Source organism: Parazoarcus communis SWub3 = DSM 12120, from assembly GCF_003226565.1.
Lineage (GTDB): Bacteria > Pseudomonadota > Gammaproteobacteria > Burkholderiales > Rhodocyclaceae > Parazoarcus > Parazoarcus communis.
Genome location: NZ_QKOE01000135.1, coordinates 1 through 428, shown reverse-complemented (window position 1 = coordinate 428; position 428 = coordinate 1). Strand labels below are relative to the sequence as shown.

The following is a 428-nucleotide window of genomic DNA, read 5'->3' as shown; positions in this document are numbered from 1 at the left end:
ACACAGCACGTAGTGCGCACCTCGGTCGCGAATGGTGCGCGCGATCTTGGTCTGTGTACCCATCGCGTCGATGGTGACGATGCAGCCCTCGATGTCGAGCACCTTGAGCAGTTCGGGGATCGCGGTGATCTCGTTGGACTTCTCCGCTGTCGCCGTCTGGCCCAGCACCACGCCCACGTTGGCCGCAAACGCGCTGACCATATGCAGCGGCGCAACCGCCGCCTTGCTCGTGGTGCGCCGGCTTGCCTTGCCATCGATGGCGATCACCTGGTCCTTGGCCAGCGCCGGGATGAGGCCGCCGACCCAGGTGCGAAACGCCAGTTCGAACTGTTTCGGATCGAGCAGCGCGAGCACCCGCTCGAAGGTGTCGGGCGAGGCCACGCCGTAGTCCAGCCGCAGGAAACCCCGCAGCCACGGCAGCTTGGCGC

At 66.4% G+C, this 428-nt stretch carries 1 protein-coding gene; it reads right to left on the bottom strand.

Annotation, left to right across the window (positions count from 1 at the left end):
* A partial coding sequence (locus tag DNK49_RS23420) for an ISAs1 family transposase (RefSeq protein ID WP_110530433.1) occupies positions 1-428 on the bottom strand: 428 nt, incomplete at both ends.